The sequence below is a fragment of the Stenotrophomonas sp. AB1(2024) genome (assembly GCF_037482345.1).
Taxonomy (GTDB): domain Bacteria; phylum Pseudomonadota; class Gammaproteobacteria; order Xanthomonadales; family Xanthomonadaceae; genus Stenotrophomonas.
In genome coordinates this window covers 2,526,312-2,546,813 of the sequence record NZ_JBBHKO020000001.1, presented here as the reverse complement: position 1 = coordinate 2,546,813, position 20,502 = coordinate 2,526,312, and the positions used below count along the sequence as shown (strand labels likewise).

The following is a 20,502-nucleotide window of genomic DNA, read 5'->3' as shown; positions in this document are numbered from 1 at the left end:
GCCGTTGGCATCTGCGGTAAAAGCGGCACTGGCCGCCGCACTGCTGGTCACCAGTTCCGTGGCCGCGGCACAGGACAGCAGCGCATCGGGTACGGCCGAACAGGCCACCACCCTGGATACGGTTTCGGTGCTGGGCAGTCGTACCAAACCGCGCACCGTTTCCTCCTCGGCGGTCCCGATCGACATCATCAGCGGCGAAGAATTCCGCAACCAGGGCGCTACCGATGCCCTCGACCAGCTCCGGGTGCTGGTCCCCTCCTTCAATGTCAGCACCATTCCCATCGACGATGCGGCCAGCCTGATCCGCCCGGCCAACCTGCGCGGCCTGCCACCGGACAACACCCTGCTGCTGGTCAACGGCAAGCGCTTCCACCGCGCGGCGGTCATCACCTTCCTCGGCCACGGCCTGTCCGATGGCGCGCAGGGTCCGGATCTTTCCGTGTTCCCCTCGCTGGCCCTGGAACAGGTGGACGTGCTGCGCGACGGCGCCGCCGCCCAGTACGGTTCGGATGCGATTGCCGGTGTGATCAACTTCGGCCTGAAGAAGCTCCGCGAAGGCGGCACCGCAGAAGTGTTCACCGGCCAGTTCTATGAAGGCGATGGACTCACCACCCAGTACTCGGCGCAGATCGGCCTGCCGCTGACCGAACGCGGCTTTGCCACCCTTACCGCCGAATGGCGCAAGGCCGACGACACCTCACGCAGCGTGCAGCGCGATGATGCGGCCGCCGCCATCGCCGCCGGCTACCCCGGCGTGGGCGAACCGGCACAGATATGGGGTTCGCCCAAGGTCGACGATGACCTGAAGCTGGTGGCCAACCTGGGCCTGACCACCGATGCGGTGGATTTCTACCTGTTCGGCAACTACGCCAAACGCGAGGTGGACGGCGGGTTCTACTTCCGCGACCCCACGGCGCGCTCGGGCGTGTACTCCAATGATGGCGGCGACACGCTGCTGGTTGGCAACCTGACCGGCGTGGGCGCCTGCCCGACCATCGCGCTGCGCGATGGCGGTGGCAGCCTGCTGCCCTACAGCACCGTCAGCGGCGCGGTGGCTGCGCTGCCAGCCAACTGCTACACCTTCCTGTCCCGTCTGCCGGGCGGTTTCACCCCACGCTTCGGCGGCAAGCTGGAGGACAGCTCGGTCTTCGCCGGCGCCAAGGGCAACCTGGGCGAGTGGTACTGGGACGTGAGTGGTTCCTGGGGCCGCAACGATATCGAGTTCATCATCTACAACACCGTCAACGCCTCGCTCGGCCCGGACCAGCCCGACGGCCTGTACTTCCGCCCGGGCGGCAACACCCAGACCGAGAAGAGCGTAAATGTAGATGTAACGCGCGATATCGCCACCCGCTTCACCGGTCAGCCACTGCGCCTGGCCGCCGGTGCCGAGTGGCGCGAGGAAAGCTTCAGGATCAGCCCCGGCGATGGCCCCTCCACCGCCATCGGCCCGCTCACCGAGCAGGGCTTCGCGCTGGGCTCCAACGGCTTCAACGGCTTCAGCACGCGCACTGCCGGCACCTTCGATCGGCGCAACTGGGCTGCCTATGCGGACCTGGAAGCGCAGGTCACCGAGCGCTTCCTGCTGGCCGGTGCGCTGCGCTTCGAGGATTACGACTCGTTCGGCAGCACCACCAACGGCAAGGTCACGGGGCGCTTCGACTTCAACGAGCACTTCGCGTTGCGTGGTGCGTACAACACCGGCTTCCGCGCACCCACGCCCGGCCAGGCCAACATCAGCCAGATCAGCACCGTGTTCGGCGGCACCGCACTGGAAGATATCGCTACCCTGCCGCCCACCAATCCCATCGCCCAGCTCAAGGGCGCGCGTCCGCTGACCCCGGAAGAATCGAAGAACGTCTCGCTGGGTGCGGTGTGGACCGAAGGCGATTGGCTGCTCACCCTGGACGGCTACCAGATCAAGGTCGAAGACCGCATCGCGCTGAGCACCAGCTTTGCGGTGACGCCGGAAGAGCGCGCCGCGCTGGTAGCCGGCGGCAATCCCGAAGCCGCCTCGATCTCGCAGGTGACCTACTTCGGCAACGCGTTCGACACCACCACCACCGGCGTGGACCTGGTGACCAGCTATCGCAGCGACCACTTCGGTGGCACCACCACCTACTCGCTGGCGGCCAACTGGAACAAGACCGAGGTCGACCGCTTCGACCCGGACTTCATCGACCAAGCGCGCGTGTACAAACTGGAGAAGTCGCTGCCCAAGACCAAGGGCTACTTCAGCATTCATCACCAACGGCAGATCTTCAACGCAAACCTGCGCTTCAACTACTACAGCGCCTGGTATGAAGATCACCTCGACAGCGGCGTGATCTCGGCGGCCGATGGCGGGCTTCCGATCTACGGCGGCAGCGCGTTGATTGTGGATGCCGAAGTGGGCTGGAAGTTCGACTCGGGCCTGTACTTCAGCCTGGGCGCGCAGAACCTGTTCGACCGCACCCCGGCCAAGAACCCGTGGTCGGGCGTGGCCGGTGCGGAATACCCGGTGCATACGCCGTATGGCTTCAACGGCGGGTTCTATTACGCGCGGGTGGGTTGGAAGTTCTGACAGAGGACGAGCAGTAAGCCACCCCGCCGTTTCCGGCGGGGTGGCTGCGCGTCTGGTAATCACATGCGCTCGCGAGAATCAGGTTGGCCGGTCGGGAATGAGACCGATGTGGGCGACAGCGGATCCCTGCATTGCTGCCTGATCGGCAACACCGTGAGCCCGCTCGCGGGCCTACTGGCCGCGCGTGCCCTTCCCTACGCTGATCCTGCACGGCACACCTGCCGTGAATGCCGCGAAGGCGATTCCCCTTCTGTGCGGGCCGGCCACCTGCGGTTGCGCCCATGCAGCGCCAGCTTCGCATTGTTGCCAGCCAGCCTCTTCCCCGGAGATTCCGTCATGTTCAGCCTGGAAAACACCGTAGCCCCGCCCGCCCCGGCGCTCGACGAACTTGTTCCCTCCCGCTATGCGCTCAAGGTCGGCGATATCGACGTGCTCGTAGTCAGCGATGGCGTGTTGCCATTGCCCACGCAGATGCTTGGCCACAACGTGAGCCAGGCCGAACGCGCCGCGTGGTTCAAGGACATGTACCTGCCACCGGATGCCCTGGATTGGGCGTTGAACGTGATGGTGGTGCGCAGCGGCGACCAGGCCATCCTCATCGACGCGGGCCTGGGTACCGACCCGGACCTGCAGCTGCCGCGCGCCGGCCAGCTGATCCGCCGCCTGGGCGCGTCGGGCATCGACCTGACCGAGATCACCGACGTGGTGATCACCCATATGCACATGGATCACATCGGCGGCCTGCTGGTTGAGGGTGTCAAAGAACAGCTGCGCCCGGACCTGCGCGTCCACGTGGCCGCCTCCGAAGTGGAGTTCTGGAAATCGCCTGACTTCACCCGCACCAACATGCCGCCCGGCTTCCCCGATGCATTGCGTGCGACGGCCAAGCACTTCTGGGCCGAGTACAGCAGCTACATCCGCACCTTCGAGGATGAACATGAAGTCGCCCCCGGCGTCACCGTTCGCCGTACCGGTGGCCACACCCCGGGTCACAGCGTGGTGCGGGTGAACTCGCAGGGCAGCGCGCTGACCTTCGCCGGTGACGCCATCTTCGCCGTCGGCTTCGAACAGCCAACCTGGCACAACGGCTTCGAACACGACCCGGAAGCGTCGGCACAGGTGCGCATCGAACTGCTGCAGGAGCTGGCCGGCACCGGCGAGATGCTGGTGGCCACGCACCTGCCGTTCCCCTCCGTGGGCCGCGTCTCGGTGGATGGTGACGTCTTCCGCTGGGTGCCGGTGTTCTGGGACTTCTGAGCCCGCCATGCTGATCTGTACCCCGGATCAAGTTTAAAGGACTTTCAGCCATCACGAGTCCAGTCGAGGGGTCCAATGTAGCGCCTGTCGCATCCCTTTCCCTTTGCAGGAGATCCACCCATGAACACGCTCACCCGCACCCTGGCCACCACCGCGCTGGCCCTCGCCGTCCAGGCTGGCACTGCCGCGCAGGCCGCTGCGCCGGTGCACCCGGCCGCCGTCACTGCCGTCGCCCACACCGCGAACACCATCACCACCGCCGACGGCGTGCAGCTGTACTACAAGGACTGGGGCCCGAAGGATGGCCCGGTGGTGACCTTCAGCCACGGCTGGCCGCTGGATTCGGACAGTTGGGATGCACAGATGATGTTCCTGGCCAACCACGGCTACCGCGTGGTCGCGCACGACCGCCGTGGCCATGGCCGTTCCAGCCAGCCGTGGGACGGCAACGACATGGACCACTATGCCGACGACCTGGCCACGGTGATCAACACGCTGGACCTGAAAGACGTGACCCTGGTGGGCTTCTCCACCGGTGGCGGCGAAGTGGCGCGCTACGTCGGCCGCCATGGCACCGACCGGGTCAAGAAGGTCGTGTTGATCAGTGCGGTGCCGCCCTTCATGCTCAAGACGGCGGACAACCCCGGTGGCGTGCCGATCGAGGTGTTCGACGGCCTGCGCAGGGGGCAGCTGGAAAACCGTTCGCAGCTGTTCAAGGATATTCCCAGCGGCCCGTTCTACGGCTACAACCGCCCAGGCGCGAAGCCGAACCAGGCCATCATTGATTCCTGGTGGGCGCAGGGCATGCTGGGTGGGATCAAGAACACATACGACTCGGTTGCCGCGTTCTCGGCCACCGATTTCCGCGAGGACCTGAAGCGGTTCGACGTGCCGACGCTGGTGATCCATGGTGATGACGACCAGATCGTGCCGATCAATGTGGGTGGGCGCATGTCGGCCCAGTTGATCAAGGGCGCCAAACTGATCGTGTACCCGGGCGCGCCGCATGGGCTGACTGAAACCCACAAAGACAAGGTCAACCAGGATCTGTTGGCGTTCCTGCAGCAGAAATAATGGGGCCTCAAGCTACCGGTAGCGCCGGACCGTTGGTCCGGCGTACTTCACCTCGTGATCCCCTGCCTCGCCGCGCACCAGTGGCCGCTGATCGCTAAAAGACGCGTTGGCACTTTAGACCTCACCGAGAGACCACGACCTGGTAGCTGGAACGGTCGGATTCCTGCACGCCACGCTGGCTGCAGGCCCAAGCATCCGGGTACGACGAATTCGCTTCTGCGGGGACATCGCCATGGAAGTACGGGTACGAATCGCGCTCATGCGCTCGTCCGCCGTTGCAGCGCTGCTAGCCACCTCACCATCCTTTGCCGCTTCACAAGAGGGCTGGGACTGGATGGTCGCACCCTACCTGTGGGGGGCCACCGTCGGAACGGACCTGAATGCGCGCCACCCACCCGCTGACCAGGACACCGATTTCCCCGATCTCATCGACAAGCTCGAGGGTGCTTTCCAGGTGCACGTCGAAGGACAGGGCGCACGTTTCGGCCTGTTCGCCGACTACACCTATCTAGGCCTGGGCGACAGCAAGAACTTCCTGCGGGTGAACACCTCCTCTGATCTGGACTCGCAGCTGTTCGAGTTGGCGGCGGTGTGGAGTCCTGGCGCCGACAAGCTGGAAGGCTTGGAGGTATTCGGAGGGCTTCGCTACATCAATGTGGATCTGAAGGCGCGGTTCGACCCGGTCAACCCGCTGTTCCGATCGGCGGAGCTCGAAGCCGACCGTTCCTACAGCGACCTCATGTTGGGCGCGCGCTACACCTGGCTTCTCGGCGATCGCTGGCGTTTCACGTTGCGCGGCGATGGTTCGCTCGGCGGGACTGAGGGAACGTGGAACGCGAGTGTCGTCGGCCAATACCGCTTGACGCATGGCGCCTGGCTGTTCGGCTATCGCTATCTGTCTGTCGAAGTCGAGGACCATCGCAACCGCGTCGACATCACCATGAATGGCCCGATGGTGGGCTATGGCTTCATATTCTAGATCGCGTGACCGTGTCACCCGAATCGTCAACCAAGCTCTGAGACGTCGCGCTTCTGGAAGCGTGTACAGGAGAGATTCATGAGTGCGATGCCGTCACCGCCACCTTCGCTGCCAGAAGACCTGGCAGCGTCCATTGAGGGCAAGGACAGTGGAACGGCGTCCACGCTGCTCTCGATCCACCGAACTCAGCTTTCCACGCACCGCACCGGGCTGTCCGACTTGCGTTCGCACCTGTCGAATGAACGCACACATCTTTCTTACTTGCGCACGGCGATCTCGCTGATCGGTTTCGGCATCACCATCAATCGATTCAGCGTGTTCCTGCAGGAGCAGGGCAGGCTCGCCGCCAACAATACGGCCCCCATGATGCGCAGCAGTGAGTACGCGGGCGCCGGCATGGTCATCATCGGCCTGGTGGTCATCGTGTGGTCGCTGTATCGGTACTGGCACGTGAACCAGGATATCAAGCAGGCACGCTTCCGGCCGCTGGATCGGGCTGTAACCATGCTGACGGTGCTGCTCATCCTGGCCGGCGGATTCACTTCGGCCTGGTTGTTCCTGCAGCAGCGCTAGTCACGCGGAAATCATCTTGGATTCATTGATTTCCCAGAGCGCAGGCGACGGCGTGGGTGCGGATCCGGAATCGATCAATGGTGGTGCGTAACGGCCTCACCCCTCGGGAGTTCAAGTCATGAGCAGCGAAGAAAAATTGTTCCGTTCGCACCTGCCGATGTCCAATGCCGCGCGACGGGGCTCGATTACCTACGACGCGAAGGATCCGGATTCGACGTTCCCGCCCATCGAGCAGTTGCGCCCTCCGAAGGGTGCACCGAATGTGGTGTTGATCCTGATCGACGATGCCGGGTTCGGCTCGGCGAGCGCGTTCGGCGGGCCTTGCAGCACGCCGAATGCCGAGCGCCTGGCCGCTCGCGGCTTGAAGTACAACCGCTTCCACACCACCGCGTTGTGCTCGCCCACGCGCCAGGCGCTGCTGACTGGCCGCAACCACCACTCGGCCGGCATGGGGTGCATCACCGAGGCGGCCACAGGCTCGCCTGGCTATTCGTCGGTATTGCCGAACACCATGGCCCCGCTGGCCAAGACGCTCAAACTCAACGGTTACGGCACCGCGCAGTTTGGAAAGTGCCACGAAGTGCCAGTTTGGCAAACCAGTCCGGCCGGACCTTTCGACGCCTGGCCCACCGGCGGCGGCGGCTTCGAGTACTTCTACGGCTTCATCGGCGGCGAGGCGCACCAGTGGTACCCCTCGTTGTATGAGGGCACCACCCCGATCGAGGTGAAGAAGACGCCCGAGGAGGGCTATCACTTCATGGAGGATATGACCGACAAGGCGATCGGCTGGATTGGCCAGCAAAAGGCGCTGATGCCCGACAAGCCGTTCTTCGTCTACTTCGCGCCGGGCGCCACCCATGCGCCCCACCACGTGCCGAAGGAATGGGCAGACAAGTACAAAGGCAAGTTCGACCAAGGCTGGGATGCGCTGCGCGAGGAGACCTATGCCCGGCAGAAAAAGCTGGGCGTAATCCCATCGGATTGCGAACTCACCCCGCGACACGAGCAGATCCCCGCGTGGGACACCATGCCGGAGGAAATGAAACCGGTGCTGCGCCGCCAGATGGAGGTGTACGCCGGTTTCCTCGAATACGCCGATCATCATGTCGGCCGCCTGCTGGATACCTTGGAGCAGTTGAATCTCACCGACGACACGCTGATCTACTATGTGATCGGCGACAACGGCGCTTCGGCGGAGGGTACGCTGATCGGCGCCTACAACGAGATGGCCAACTTCAATGGCTTGGCTTCGCTGGAGACGCCGCAATTCCTGATGGAACGGCTGGACAAGCTGGGTGGCCCGGAATCGTACAACCATTATGCGGTTGGCTGGGCTCACGCCATGAACACGCCTTACCAGTGGACCAAGCAGGTAGCCTCGCATTGGGGCGGCACCCGCAACGGCACGATCGTCAGCTGGCCCAATGGCATCAAGGGAAAGGGCGAGATCCGCACGCAGTTCCACCATGTGATTGACTTCGCGCCCACCGTGCTGGAGGCGGCGGGCCTGCCGCAACCGGCATCGGTGGACGGCATCTCGCAAGCGCCGATCGAAGGCGTGAGCATGCTCTACTCAATGAACGACCAGAAGGCGGCGGAGCGCCGCGAGACGCAATACTTCGAGATGTTCGGCAACCGTGGCATCTACCACAAGGGCTGGACCGCAGTGACCCGGCACAAGACCCCATGGCTGCTGGTCGGCGACACCATCCCGGCCTTCGACGACGACACCTGGGAACTGTATGACACCAACACTGACTGGAGCCAGGCACGCGACCTGTCCAAGCAGATGCCCGACAAGTTGCGCGAGCTCCAGCGCCTCTGGCTGATCGAAGCGACCCGCTACAACGTGTTGCCGCTGGATGATCGTGCCGCCGAGCGCTTCAATTCCGACCTGGCGGGTCGTCCGGTGCTGATCCGCGGGAATACGCAGATCCTGTTCGGCGGCATGGGACGGCTTTCTGAGAACTCGGTCATCAGCATCAAGAACAAGTCACACTCCGTGACCGCCGAGCTCGACGTCCCCGAAGGCGGCGCCGAGGGCGTGATCATCGCGCAGGGCAGCAATATCGGCGGCTGGGTGCTGTATGCCAAGGGCGGCAACCTGAAATATTGCTACAACTTGATCGGCGTCCAGCACTTCTTCGTCGAGTCGCAGAGCAACCTGCCCGCCGGCAGGCATCAGGTCCGGATGGAGTTCGCTTATGCCGGCGGGGGCTTGGGCAAGGGTGGGTCGGTCACGCTGTTCGTCGACGGCAAGCAGGTGGGCAAGGGCGACGTCGGCGCCACCGCGCCAATGGTGTTCTCAGCCGATGATGGGCTCGACGTGGGTTGCGACACCGGCGCACCGGTATCGCCGGACTATGGTCCGCACGGCAACGAGTTCAACGGCAGCATCAGGGGCGTGCAGCTGGCCCTCGGCGAGGACGCGAATCAACCCGAGCACCAGGTTTCCCCGGAAGACGCGCTACGGGTCGCGATGGCGCGCCAGTAACGCTGACCATAACCGCCGGAGTACGGTTGCTCTTACGCATGGCGAGCAACCGGTTGGGCTCGATAGACCCCAGTCATCGCCTGGATGGTCGGCTTCCTGACGCTGCCGGCAACGGCTTCGAGATAACCGTGGCGACTGTTGGCGCAACCATAAGTTGGCCACATATTTGCAGCATAAGTTGGCCGCAATTGGGAAGAATGGCCGTTACGACTGATAAAGACGCTGGGATGCACAGCACGAAGGCGTCGCAAGAACACAAAAAGGCCGACTATTATTTACACTAGCGCCGTGCTCGGAAGGTCGGAAGGTCCGCGGGATACTTAGCAAAACCGGCCGTCACGCTACAGAGCTGCTCAACCCGGTCATACATCTCCGAGAAAAGCACGAACGGATCTACCTGCTGGGGCCGATTTCCACGCTCATGCCGCGATTCACTCAGTCGAATCGTCTCGACTGTACCTCTCGAGGTCGAATGGGAGTGGAGAATGAGTAGGCGCGTCTGGGGATCCACAGCCATTGGCAGCCGGTGGACGAGCTTGTTTCTTATGTCCCCCAGCTCACGCAGCCACTTTGGATCAGCCTTTTTACCCCAATTCGCAAAAAGATGTCGCACCAACGGGTCCAGAATTTCATCGACCTTCGAGCCAACCGCGCCCTCTAATCGGGCCATGCTGTCGGCAGAGTCTTTGAGACCCAACTGAAAGCCAGCCACCTTTGCAAGGTAGTCCCTCGCTCCGCATAGGTCCGTCGCTAGGGCCTGAAAGTCACGATAGATGTCACTCAGCGGCAGGTTGGAGAAGCTGGCTTCTGGCTCTCTATCTTTGATCGCCCAGCACAGCTGTTGGTGATGATGAACCGACAGGTCTCGAATTCGATGCCCTGCGCTCATCAATGACGTGCTCACGCTCGTCGCCGCACGAGCGTAATCTAGATCTCCTGAGGCGTCGGAGTTGCTGGAGATGGCCGCCCAAAGATCTGCCGCGAAGAGGCCCTTGGTGAGGCGACCAATTCCTGGATTCCAGAACGCTTCAGACACTCCTTTGCCCTCAAACTCCTGGCTGTATCCGACGAACCTGCTACCACATTCCTGTGTCAAGGAAAGTAATGCGGGCCAGGTGAAATCGCAAAGGGCGACCAACTCCCCTTCCCCGCGCAGGGGTAGCAGAGCCAAGCCTCGGTCAGTCGTCTCAACTGCACGCAACCCCCCGGTAAAGTACAGGACGTTTGTGGTTCGGACAGATCCGATCTTCATGAATTCGACATCGTTGGACATCTTTACTCCAGTGACGAATCGACAGCATGCAGGTCCGGCTCGGCGGCCGCCGGCAACCATCATCTCTTGCAGTATCCGAAACCTACTTTTTTTATTCATCGAGACGAAGCGGCCTACGGCACGCCTTCTCGATTAGTTCAGAGGCCGGGGGTTAGCCCCTCGAGTGGCATCGGTTGATTGAAGCCGCGCTAAGATTGCCACTGATCGAAGTGGATGTTTAAAGTGGGACAGGGAGATTGCCGAACGACTGCAAGCGTTCGACCACAGCCTTGACTGGGAGAACATGCTCTGTGACGAATTCGACGTCAGAGCATGTCACATGTTTCGCCCCAGGCAACATCTCTTGTACTTCTTCCCGGATGCACAAGGGCACCCTGCGTTCCGCCCAATCTTCCCCGCAGCAGCGGCCTTCCCATGCCTGCGTGAACGCAGCATCTCTGCCAATGCTTGTAGGTGAGGGATCTCAGGTTCTGTGATGTCATCCTTCTTGATCCAACTCCACTTCACATCGCGCAGCACCGTTGGTGAATCGTATTGGAGGATCAAGAGTAGCCGATCAGTCTCGCCGTGCAAAAGCAGCATTGCCTTGACGTTATCAATCGCCGCTCCCTCACTATCAGAGTCAATATGACTAAGCAACGGCTGAAGTGTGATCCTGACCTCGCCTGTAGTTGAAAGAGCCCCTATGGGAGTTCCTGCGGCGTCTCGAAGGCGTTTCTCAATACCATCGAACAGGTGGATCCGCCAATCACCTGCGAGGTCTAGAAGATGGGACGCCAGGCGAGCGCTCCCGTCGCGCCCGGTGTCCTTCAGGAGCTCTAGTACCGCACCCATCGCGCTAGGGAGCTCTTGGCGAAGAGGGCTTCTCACAGAAGGGTCTTTCATCCTTTCCGCGAAGAAGACATCTATGTCAGCTCGATATCCTGTAAAACGCATCGCCAATCTTTCTCCACCCGCAAGCTCATTGGCGTATCTTTCGTACTGATTGTGCTTTAAGTACAGGCCAAGGTGGTCCAACTCGTCGTCCAACTCAATCAGTTTTGACCGAAGCGATTTGGTCCGCTGCTCGACGAAGTGCAAAAATTCAAAGGGGCTCTCAAAGATGTCAGCGTACACGCGGATGTCGTCGATCGATACTGACCAGACGGATTCTTCCCCCAACGAAAGCCCAATGTCGGAAAGCTTCTGTGATTGTGCAGCAATTTCCGTGAACGGATCTAGCGTGAACGCAAGTAATGTCGCCTGCCTGTAGTCAGTAAGACTAATCCGATCAACCTCCTTCTTCTGGACATCGAAGAGCGCCACTTCCTTTGCTGACCTTAGGTAGTTAAGGAAGCGAGTTCCTTGCTTTGCGGGGTCTTCTACCAAGGCTCTTAGAGAGTTGATGTGGGCTTCAGAATCAGTTGCCGGAGAGGTGTAGGTAAATGCCCCTGACTTAACTTCGACGATAAATAGATGGTCGTCAAACGTGATAAGCCCATCAAGTTCACACCATTTTGCAGCCTTGCCTGACTCGCTTGCATCATAGTAGACGCCTTTCAGGACGCGTGCACCTGGGAGTATTGCTTGCAAGTATGCAAATGGAAGCTCTTCTGTGACCAGCTTTCGCCCATCAATCCATTGCTGCTTCTCACTTCCTCCTAATGCAAAGGCACGTTTCTCAATCTGACGATAGATCCTATCGAACAGTGTCGAGGAGTCATAGCAGTAGTACTTGCCATCCAGAATCAAGAACGGGCGTTTAAATGTCGGCCAAACTCTGAGCGGCCATCCCCTAAAATCTCCTTCAGAAAAGAAGTCACCATCCTCTCCCGGCCCCCACGAGAAGTCTTTTTTGAACGAGCTCGGGAGATTGCTGTTCTTCTCAACATCCAGCAGGTCGGAGCCCAACAGCATGCCGAAGGCGCGCTCGCCCTCTCCGCTCAGCCCGTGGCGCTCCACCGATTCGCGAAGCATCTCGGCAAAGTCGCTTCCATGAGCCAGGCCATTCTCGATGTCTGACTGCAAATGCGCCAGGCTCTTTTCCCTGAATTGATGCATCGCGCTGGAAGCGTCTGACACACCAAATGTCTGCGCGTGCTGCAGTTTTGCGAGCTCATCGCAAAGCTCGTCGCTAGTCATGCCGTACAATTTCTTTACGATCAAGGATTCGGGTCGTAGAAGATCGCGAAGTGCCGAAACCTGATGAACTTGATACTGAGAAGCCTTGACGTTGGCCCAGTACAGCTGGGACTGGAATAGGAAGTACTCCATGGCAGGTGTAATTTCCGGATCCGCTTTTCTGCGTTTTGCTGTTGCGGCAAGAAAGTACCTAGAGTTCAGCTTGGAGAATATTTCATCAACGAATGATCTGAGGTTCGCCCAGTCCTCATCGCTCACCGATGTCTTTTGCTCAGCGTCGCGAGGGCAGCTGGCTATCAGGCTTTGAACGTAATCGACCATTCGTTCTGCCAGCACTTCTGATTGGCCGACGTCCGACTCACTCTTAACTTGGAGCATTGCACCCGCTCGCGTCCACCACGCTCGATGCATGAGTTCCAGCGGAGGAAGTTTGGCTACAAGCCTAGCTGCGGACTCGACCAACTCGTCGATCTCCGCGACGACTTCGCTGTATCCTGCGGCAAACTGGTCCTGAATTGCTTCAAGCTGGCCCGGCGCAAAGTTCGTCTTAGCAACGATGTGCCGTCCAAATCGCACCATCTGGAATGGCCCGCTTGAGAATGATTCATCGGGGCGAGGTGACTGTCTACTCTTGATCTTCTTTCTCATCTTCATCCTTCCAGGACCATGATCGTTGGCGCGAAGGTACAGGTGGAGCAGAGCGTAGAAGTCTCAGATGAGTTGCGCTGGCGTGGGCGGAACAAGTCCCCCTGCGGGCTTCGTACGGATGCCCATAATCTGCTCGCCCGCCCAGTTTGCCCAAGTTAGTAGACCGGCACCGTAGCGCCGCTTGCTGGCATCACTTAGATGATGCCCGGTGATGTCGACTACTACTTCGCCGATCTCTAGCGAAGTTGCGCCTGGATCACCCTCAAGGATCCTCGACGCCTCTTGAAGAGTCTTCTGCCGCATTGCTGTCAACGCTAGCCATAGATCAGGGTCGAGACCTTGTGGCGGTGCCTTTAGGACAGGCTGGGTTGTCGATGGAATAATTCGCAAACTCCTAAGTACCATCAGCGCGTTGCGATCCTCCTTGGTCGGCGTGTATCCACCCAGGTGCAGCCTCCTCAAGAGAGTAGATACCCGCAGAGGCGGTGCCTCGCCTTTGAACGTGAAGTTGCCCCGATGCGCCCGTTGCTCAGTCTGCAAGTCTTCAAAAGATCGCAACTGCACTGGCTTGGTACTGTGAGTAATTGAACCGTCACCGTCGATTGCGACAAATCCCAAGACTTGTTGCCACGCCAACCAGCGGGCCGTGGACACCCGGATGGTCTTGTTGGCAAAAGATTCCGCATCAAAGAGAGGGAAAAGGGTGTCGTTTACCGACTCTGCTGAGACGCCACGGAACCCAGCGCCAAACTCTTCGCTTAGCGCTCGAGAGAAAACGTGGTTCGAGAAGAATAGTGACATCGAGCGGAGCGTACTTGGCTCGTCTGGCTGTACAAGGCCGACCTTGCCGTTCTTCCGGTCGTATCGGCAAGCCCCCATCATGACGAGATCGCGCGACACGTTGTCCAGCGTCCCCCTATTCAATCGAAGCCTTCTCTCTAGCGTTGCTATTGAGTTCAGATTTCCACTTGAAAGCTCTAGCAGCAGCCTTTTCGCAGTCTGGGGCGAAGATACCGGAACGTACCTAGTAGGAATCGCTGGCACTTGCTGGAAAAGTACGTAGTCCCTGAAGATGTCCCAGTAGACAACGAGCTTTCCCGCGTTGCGAATCACTAACCGGCGATGCAACAGGCTCGAGACCACGGGCTCGCCGAACTGCTCTGTGATGCTGAAGTTATCTGCCGGTGACTCCTTCGCTACCCGTTCCAAACAGGCGGTCTGGCCAGCGTCAAGGTCGGCGAGATCTTTCCGAAAGAGAGCTTCAACGTCAAGGGCGCGCTCAAAGAGCTCCCGTTGTCTGGCGGGCTTTGACTGCAGAACCCTAAAGACGTGTACACAGAGTTTTTTGAGGAGCCACGGGTAGCCCTGGCTATGCTCTGCAAGGAGCTTCCTGAGCCATACTTCTATGGGCTGGTTCAGGTTCTTTGAAAGCTTCGAGAGCAGCTGACTTGTCTCAGCCTTGCTGAACAGGGGAAGCTCAAATTCTCGCCGCCTATCAGAGAAGGAGTGCCACACATGATAGGCAGGATGGTCTGTGGGAATTGTCCCGTCCGTCTTCCAAGAGAAGCCTAGAACGACGTTTTCCCCAGCAGACTCAATTGCCGAGCACATGTACTTCACCTGATTGAAGAGATCAGACAATTGCTGCTTTGTCGTTATCTCTTCAAATTGGTCGAAAAAGAGAACTATGCACTTCCTGTCCCTTCGCAGCTCTTCTAGGACCACCTGGGACTCGGGAGAGCTAAACGGCTGACCAGCTGAGCCGATAGGAGGAGGAGCCGACTTGATGAAACCATTCTCGCTTGCATCCTCAAAGCACTTCTTAAGTGCCAGCTCCGGATATCGCGACGATGCTGCCGTGCGGCAATCGACCGCATACAGGAATACCCGATCTCTTAGCTTCGGACCCTGACAAGTGCTTCTTAGCTTAACTAGAAAAGAGCTCTTGCCCCAGCCGGATGGGGCCTTGATTGCTAAGAGTCTTGTAGCAACTCTCCGGTCAGAGACTTCGAAGAGGTATCGCGTGATTTCTTCAAGGGTCGCATCTCGCCCAACAAAGTCTTGTGGCCGAGAAGGACGGTAGTCAGACCAGTCATCGGCAATGGGTACCGGTGCGATGTTATCGAGCTCAATACGCAAGGCTGCGTCATTAAGCGCACTAATCGCCGTTAGGTCTGCGGCGCCAGCTACCCACGTAAGCGACCGCAAGTTAGAGTCGCGCTCCGAAAGTTCACGAACTATCGCAGGGTTGGATATTTGCTTGCCGTTGGTAGCGTCGAACACCAGCACTGTGTCGGCCACACCAGACTGAACGCCTAAGATCGGGACTGCCCAGAACTGTCCAATATCAGTGATAAGTAGGGTCCGCTCTGAGACTGAACGATTGCCACCAGGGACCACCAAGTGCTCGGGGGAAAATACCCCGCCAGTATCCACAAGAAGTTTTACCAAGCGCTCAGGCTCATAGACCCGCAGTTGTCTCGCTCTTGTCGGATCCTCCTGGAGCTTGTCGACGATGCCCTTTGCGTCCTTACCCAACTTCGATGTGCAGATTAGCCATGCCGACGCGTAGCCATGCACCATGATGTTGCCTAGCATCTTTGTCAGAACGTCAGCCGAGATGGTCTTATCCCGATAAGCTTTACACTCCGCAATTATAGATTCACCCGTCTGATTGTCCTTTGCCTTTATGTCTAGCTCGCACCCAGTGACTCTTACGTCCGTACTAACGTGTGTGAACTGAAGTGCTACAAGAACTCTCTTTGCAACATTTTCAAGAAGGTCACCACGCATCTTGCTGGTGTCACCGTCCTTGACCGTGACTTCAACCAGTACTTGAAAGTCCTTGTAGTGCACGTTCATCCCCTGAGTTGAACAGCATTGGCGTAAAGGTCCCCCGTGCATACTGCACCCAGCACCCGCCTTGCGACAAGGCTCCCCGCCCCCCCCCAAGCACAGAGTCCGGGTGGATTATATTGGACCTGCAGGCGACCACCTCTCAGACAGTCCTTTAGCTGGCCTAGTGCCCGTATCACCCACGGGCAACCGCTTAGAGCGTGTTATGAACTTTGAAGCAGGTTCGCGGCATTCCCTAGCATCAGCATGCTGAAGACCACGAAATGAAGCCCCGCCAACGTTTCCGGTAGCCGCTCGTAGTCTCGCGCCAGACGTCTGAAACGATTGACCCAGCCGAAGCTGCGTTCGACCACCCAGCGGCGCGGCAATAGTACAAACCCCTTCGCTTCAGGTAGTTTCACCACATGCAACTCAATGCGTTCTCCGAGCGCAGCGGTGGCCGGCTCCTTGCCGGTGTAGCACTGATCCACGAACGCTAGCTTCACCGTCTCGCCGGTGACGTGCTGAATTTCCTGGGCAAGAGCGCCTACCTGAGCACGCTCCTGCTCGTTCGCCGGCGTCACCTGCACGGCCAAAAGGTGGCCCAGCGTGTCCACCGCCATATGCACCTTGCTCCCCTTCTTGCGCTTGTAACCGTCATACCCTGCACGTGGCCCGCTCTCGCACGTGGACTGCAACGTTCGACCATCGAGGATCACCGCGCTGGGCTGTCCCTGTTTTCCTTGTGCCGTACGCAGCACTGAGCGTAGGTCGTTGACCATGGCCTCGAAACCGCCAGCCTGCAACCAGCGTTGCGTCTGCTGGTATACCGCTTCCCAGGGTGGGAATTCATGCGGCATCAGGCGCCAAGGCGCTCCAGCACGCGCCATCCAGCGCAGTGCGTTGAACATCAGTCGCAGTTCGTACTTGCGCTGCCGCGCCTGTGGATCCATCAGCGTCAAATAGGGCGCAGCGAACGCCCATTCTTCGTCGGTAACGTCGGTCGGGTAAGGGCGGCGCGTACTCATCCCGATACGGTAGCTTGAACTGATCAAAGTTCATAACACGCCCTAAGTGCCTGATTTGCCTGGTGGGCCCACCAGGATTCGAACCTGGAACCAAAGGATTATGAGTCCTCTGCTCTAACCGTTGAGCTATAGGCCCTGCGCGGTTGCACAGTGTAGTGGAGACGAACCGGGCCTTGCCACTGGGGCTGGACCGAAACGGCGGCTCTTCAACCAAAGCGCTGTGCCATTCCCTTGACCCGATGCCCGTTCGCGCAGGGCGTTTGAGCGCAGCAATAGGGAAGCGGCCACGCGTTGCCGGTAGTCCGCCGCGAGCGGGGCCGCCCATTGCAGGTGGGCCAGCTGACCGGCATGCCCTGGCGCAATAGCCCCCATTGGCAGGGCTTGGCGCAGAACGCCGGTGCGGGCGGGTGCCAGCGACATAGGCAGCATGTCGTACACGGGGGCGATAAGGATGAGCCGGTTCGGCGGTCGTTTGGGAGCCGCCCCCGACGCGACCGCCTCACGCGGCCGCGGTCTCCAACTTCGCGATGACGTCCACCAACGGCGCCGGCCGGCCCAGCAGGAACCCCTGTACCTGGTCACACCCATGCGCGGCCAACCACTCGTGCTGGCCCGGGGTTTCCACGCCTTCGGCAATCACCGTCAGGCCCATGCTGTGGCCCAGCGACAGCAGCGCACGGCAGATGGAAGCGTTGCGCGGGTTGGTTTCCACATCCGCCACGAAGCTGCGGTCGATCTTCAGGATGTCCAGCGGCAGGTGCTGCAGGTAGGACATGTTCGAGTAACCGGTACCGAAATCGTCCAGCGAAATGCAGATGCCCTGCTCATGCATGCGCTGCATGGTCTGCTTGGCCTGGCCCGGTTTGCGCATCAGGCTGCTTTCGGTCAGCTCCACGTGCAGCGCTCCGCGCGCCAGCCCGAACTCCTGGCTGGCACGGCTGAACTCGGCCACCAGGTCGCTGTTGAAGAACTGCACCGCCGACACGTTCACCGCGATAGGCAGGTCCCACCCGGCATCCACCAGTTGCCGCTGCGCACGCGCCGCCTCACGGATCACCCAACGGCCCAGCGCCAGGATCAACCCGGTGTCTTCGCACAGCTGGATGAACTCGCCCGGCGGAATGAAGCTGCCATCGGCCTGCGGCCAGCGCAGCAATGCCTCCAGTGCGGCCGGACTGCCATCGCTGGCGTGGCAGATCGGTTGGAAATACAGCGCGAATTCGGCATCGATCGCACTGTGGATGCGCCCGGCCAGGCGCAACCGGTCGGCCAGCCGCGAACTCACGGCACTGTCGAACCAGGCAATCACGCTGCCCTCGTCGCGCGCGGCATGCGCGGCCTGCGCGGCCATGCCGATCACCTGCTCTGCACGCACCAAACCGCCATCGAACTTCACCGCCACGCCAATGCGCGGTTCGAACTGGTGCAGCCAGTCCTGCCCGCGCACCGGCTCGGAGACGGTCTGCACCAGCGTATCCAGCGCGGTCTGGCGTTCGTGGTCGTCGCGGATGGCGAAGATGAAATCCTCGGCCGGCTGGAATGCCAGCAGCCCGTAGCGTACGCCCAGCCCGCCCAGGCGCTTGGCCATGGCCTGCAGCACCACATCGCCCACTTCGCGGCCCAGCGTATCGGCTACCAGCTGCAACCCGCGGAACTGCACATAGGCGATGGTGTAGCTGCCGCCTTCCTCATCCAGCTGCGCGGCCAGCGCGCGCGCGTTGAGCAGGCCCGTGGCCGGGTTGTGGGTGGCGTGGTAGGCCAGGTCGCGCTCGTAAGCCATGCGGTCGCTGATGTCTTCGGCCAGCACCAGGCAGGCCTCGCGTCCATCGAACTCCAGCCGCGCCAGGTGCGCGCGCACTTCGAACACGGTGCCGTCCTTGCGCCGGTGCAGGCGTACCTTGTCATCCTGCAGGTCGCCGCTGGCCGTATTGGAGATTGCGCCGCGGATCTCTTCCCGGCCTTCACGCGGGCGGATATCCAGGATGCTCATCGCCAGGAACTCGTCGCGACTGTAGCCGTATTGGTTCACCGCCGCTTCGTTCACTTCCAGGAAGCGCAGCGTGTCCGGGTCGAACACCCAGAACGGCGCCGGGTTGCGGTCGAACAGCAGGCGGAACTGGCGCTCGGCCTGCTGCGCGCGCGCCAGCGCCTGGACCCGTTCACTGACATCAGTGAGCGCGCCGATCATGCGCCGCTCGCGGTCGCTGGCGCCGACCTGCTGGCCACGCGCGGACACCCAGCGCATGGTCCCGCCGGGCAGCACGATGCGGAACATCTCATCGAGCACGCCGTTGCCGGCGAAGGCATGGTCGAACGACGCCTGCAACCGCTGCGCATCCTCGCGGTGCACGCGGTTGAAGAAATCGACCACCGGCAGGCAGTCCAGGTGGATGCCGAATATCTCGCGGGCCAGCGGCGACCAACGCAGCACCGAGGCATCTTCGTCCACCGTCCAGGTGCAGATCTTGCCGACCTGGTGGGCCATGTGCAGTTCGGCATGACCGGTCCGCAGTTCCTCGCTCATCGCATCCTGGCGGCGGGTGGCGCGGCGCAGGCTGGTGTACACCAGTGCAAAAGCACCCCAGTACAACAGGAACATGCCCACCGATACCTGCACATACGGCCACCACGGCGCCATCACATCCTGCCGGCCCAGCCCGGCGTACACCGCCAGCGGGTACTCGGACAGCGTGGTCATGGTGGAGATACGCTCCACGTTATCGATCGGGCTGCGCTCGATGCCCAGCGGGGTGGTCGCATCGCGGCGAACCAGATCGCGATGCTTCAGGCCGAAGCGCTGGCCGGTCAGCCCTTCGTTGTCGGGACTGCGCGCCAGCACATGACCGGTGGTGTCGCTGATCGAAACCACGCCGTGGTGGCCGGTATCCAGCCCACTGATGATCGACTGCAGCTCACTGGTGTGCATGCGGCTGAGCAGCCAACGGTCTTCGCCCATGCGCAATGCCAGCGGCAGCACCCAGCGTCGCATGCCCAGGTCCTGCGGCGGGCCCAGGTACAGGTAGCTGTCCACACCACGATGCTGGTCCACGACCCACAACGGCAGGGTCAGGTCGCCGCTGCCGCTGGTCAGCGCGCGGCCGAACTGGTCCACCACCACGATGCTTTCCAGCTCCGCATGCCGCTGCAGCACCCCGTCGATGGCTTCGTCCAGCAGGTCCGGAGCCTGCGCCGGCACGCGTTCGAACAGCTCGGCGCCGTCGGCGGCAATCCCGCGCATGGCCCGTTCCAGGTTGCGCAGTTCCAGTCGCAGCAGGCGCTGCGAACCGGTGGCCAACGCCGTACTCTGCCGCTGGGCGGCCTCCTGCCGGCGCTGGAAATCATTGACCAGCATGACCACCAGGCCCACGCCCAGCAGCAGGCCCAGGCCGATGCCCAGCCACACGATCGTCCGCAACGGCCGCGCCAGGGGCTGGCTCAGCGCGGGCATCACGTACCGCTACCCCGGTGACGGCCTGACTTCATGTAAACGCTTCCTGGTTTCCCCGAACCTGAGCGGCCGACGTCGCAATTTCTTGACGTCCCTCTTGCCCGTTCCCCACGGGCGAGGCCTTGGCCCCGGCGTTGGCTCCAGCATGCACCAGCCCGCGCGGCGCGGGAAGGGGGGCGCCTCCCTGGACCTGGGCACCGTTCCGATGA

Annotated in this window: 11 protein-coding genes and 1 tRNA gene; 6 read left to right on the top strand and 6 right to left on the bottom strand. The window is 61.0% G+C overall.

The features are described from left to right. Nucleotides 1-4: 4 nt before the first annotated feature. The 6 genes from WIX41_RS11575 (at nucleotide 5) to WIX41_RS11550 (ending at nucleotide 8,940) form a co-directional block, all read left to right on the top strand. Nucleotides 5-2,563 (top strand): TonB-dependent receptor plug domain-containing protein, encoded by a 2,559-nt coding sequence (locus WIX41_RS11575; RefSeq protein WP_339447674.1) that lies wholly within the window; start codon nucleotides 5-7, stop codon nucleotides 2,561-2,563. A gap of 336 nt (nucleotides 2,564-2,899) precedes the next feature. Next, on the top strand, nucleotides 2,900-3,820 hold the full coding sequence (locus WIX41_RS11570; RefSeq protein ID WP_339447672.1) for an MBL fold metallo-hydrolase: 921 nt from the start codon (nucleotides 2,900-2,902) through the stop codon (nucleotides 3,818-3,820). A 120-nt stretch (nucleotides 3,821-3,940) separates the two neighbouring features. Beyond that, a complete protein-coding gene (locus tag WIX41_RS11565) occupies nucleotides 3,941-4,894 on the top strand; it encodes an alpha/beta fold hydrolase (protein ID WP_339447670.1) in 954 nt (317 codons plus the stop codon). A gap of 259 nt (nucleotides 4,895-5,153) precedes the next feature. Continuing rightward, nucleotides 5,154-5,873, top strand: a complete 720-nt coding sequence (locus tag WIX41_RS11560) for a hypothetical protein (RefSeq protein WP_339447668.1) — start codon at nucleotides 5,154-5,156, stop codon at nucleotides 5,871-5,873. A 78-nt stretch (nucleotides 5,874-5,951) separates the two neighbouring features. Beyond that, entirely contained in the window at nucleotides 5,952-6,446 is a 495-nt protein-coding gene (locus WIX41_RS11555) for a YidH family protein (RefSeq protein ID WP_339447666.1), read from the top strand. Between the two features lie 118 nt (nucleotides 6,447-6,564). Continuing rightward, nucleotides 6,565-8,940, top strand: a complete 2,376-nt coding sequence (locus WIX41_RS11550; protein ID WP_339447664.1) for an arylsulfatase — start codon at nucleotides 6,565-6,567, stop codon at nucleotides 8,938-8,940. Nucleotides 8,941-9,220: 280 nt separating this feature from the next. Here WIX41_RS11550 and WIX41_RS11545 read toward each other — a convergent pair whose 3' ends face one another. From WIX41_RS11545 to WIX41_RS11520, 6 genes are all read right to left on the bottom strand, one after another. After that, entirely contained in the window at nucleotides 9,221-10,213 is a 993-nt protein-coding gene (locus tag WIX41_RS11545; RefSeq protein WP_339447662.1) for a hypothetical protein, read from the bottom strand. Between the two features lie 315 nt (nucleotides 10,214-10,528). After that, nucleotides 10,529-12,982, bottom strand: coding sequence for an SEC-C metal-binding domain-containing protein (locus WIX41_RS11540; RefSeq protein WP_339447661.1), 2,454 nt, complete (start codon nucleotides 12,980-12,982; stop codon nucleotides 10,529-10,531). A gap of 63 nt (nucleotides 12,983-13,045) precedes the next feature. Continuing rightward, nucleotides 13,046-15,838 carry a restriction endonuclease gene (locus tag WIX41_RS11535; protein ID WP_339447659.1) on the bottom strand — a complete coding sequence of 931 codons (2,793 nt, stop codon included), beginning with the start codon at nucleotides 15,836-15,838 and terminating at the stop codon, nucleotides 13,046-13,048. A gap of 203 nt (nucleotides 15,839-16,041) precedes the next feature. After that, entirely contained in the window at nucleotides 16,042-16,845 is an 804-nt protein-coding gene (locus WIX41_RS11530; protein WP_339447658.1) for an IS5 family transposase, read from the bottom strand. 60 nt (nucleotides 16,846-16,905) lie between these two features. After that, nucleotides 16,906-16,981, bottom strand: a tRNA-Ile gene (locus tag WIX41_RS11525). A 363-nt stretch (nucleotides 16,982-17,344) separates the two neighbouring features. After that, a complete protein-coding gene (locus tag WIX41_RS11520) occupies nucleotides 17,345-20,293 on the bottom strand; it encodes a bifunctional diguanylate cyclase/phosphodiesterase (RefSeq protein ID WP_339447656.1) in 2,949 nt (982 codons plus the stop codon). Nucleotides 20,294-20,502 lie beyond the last annotated feature (209 nt).